Below are 1,488 nucleotides of genomic sequence, written 5' to 3'. Positions count from 1 at the left end.
CCCCGCCTCACCCGGCGGCGCCGCCGCCGACCGGTCGGAGCCGTCCGCACTCCCCAGGCGGACCCGCCGCGCGGAGATCGCCTCGAGCGGCCCGGTGTTGAGCGTGATCGAAGCCAGTCCGCACCTACGCTCGGCGTCGACTCCGGTGACCCCGCTTGCGCGCAGGTCGAGAAGCGCCAGATGCGTGTCGGTTCCACCGGACACGGTACGCAGGCCGCGAGCTTCCAACGACTGCGCGAGCGCCGACGCGTTGGCAACCACTTCCTGTGCATACCAACGATATTCCGGCGTCATTGCTTCTTTGAAGGCAACCGCCTTCGCGGCGATCGCATGCATCATCGGACCACCTTGGATGAAGGGGAACACCGCGCGATCGACAACCGAGGCGTGCGCGCTGCGGCACAAGATCATTCCGCCGCGCGGGCCTCTGAGGACCTTGTGCGTCGTCGCGGAGACCACGTCGGCATACGGAACACACGACGGTATCGCTCGGCCTGCGACGAGTCCGATGAAGTGGGCGGCGTCGACCCACAGGATCGCACCGACCTCGTCAGCGATCGAGCGGAAGGCTGCGAAGTCGATGGTGCGGGAGTACGCGGTCGCGCCGGCGACGATGATTTTCGGCTTGTGCGCCAGAGCCAGGGTGCGAACCTCGTCGTAGTCGATCAATTCGGTGGCCGAATCGACGTGATAGGGAACGGTGGTGAACCACTGCCCCGAAAAGCTGACCCGAGACCCGTGAGTCAGATGCCCACCGTGCGGCAGACTCATCGCCAGCACGGTGTCGCCGGGCTTGGCGAATGCGGCGTACACCGCGAGATTTGCAGTGGCTCCCGAATGCGGTTGGACGTTGACGTGCTCAGCGCCGAACAGTGCTTTCGCCCGGTCGATCGCCAGATTCTCGGCTGCGTCGACGTACTCGCACCCGCCGTAGTAACGCCGACCCGGATAGCCCTCGGCGTACTTGTTGCTCAGGGTCGAACCCAAGGCGGCCAGTACGGCGGGGCTGGTGAAGTTCTCGCTCGCGATGAGTTGAAGTCCGCCGCGCTGACGCTCGAGTTCGGCCAGCGCAATAGCCGCGATCTCGGGGTCTGCCGTGGCAAGCTCACCGAAATCCGGTCCCCAATACGTGGATTCCCCCGCGCGCTCGCCGCCGGCGCCGACCATCGTTACGAAACTCCCTCTACGAGACTTTCCGGACTGGTGCCCAATACCTCGGCGATGGATTCTGCCGAGACGGCACCCACTCGCAAGATACGCGGTGAATTGCCGGTCAGGTCGACGATCGTGGTACAACATCTCGCACACCACGGGTGAGTTCGACGCGTCGAATCCCGATGTGGTGCACGATCTCGAGCCGGGAACGCTCCCCCGCACCACCTTCGGTTTGATGTGCGCTGCCCTCGCACTCCGTCGAGACCGCGGCATCTGGGCCGTGACCTCCTGCGGCCAGGGGGTGACGCCCTGGGCGTGCACACCGTGGTCGCC

General features: G+C 65.8%; 1 protein-coding gene. It reads right to left on the bottom strand.

Features of this window, described 5'->3' with window-relative positions:
• The coding region (gene glyA / locus ABT116_RS45670) for a serine hydroxymethyltransferase (RefSeq protein ID WP_351647042.1) at positions 1–1,167 on the bottom strand (1,167 nt) is incomplete at its 3' end.
• Positions 1,168–1,488 lie beyond the last annotated feature (321 nt).

This window comes from Streptomyces sp. NPDC002130 (assembly GCF_040296465.1).
Classification (GTDB): domain Bacteria; phylum Actinomycetota; class Actinomycetes; order Streptomycetales; family Streptomycetaceae; genus Streptomyces.
This window is presented reverse-complemented; position numbering and strand designations above follow the sequence as displayed.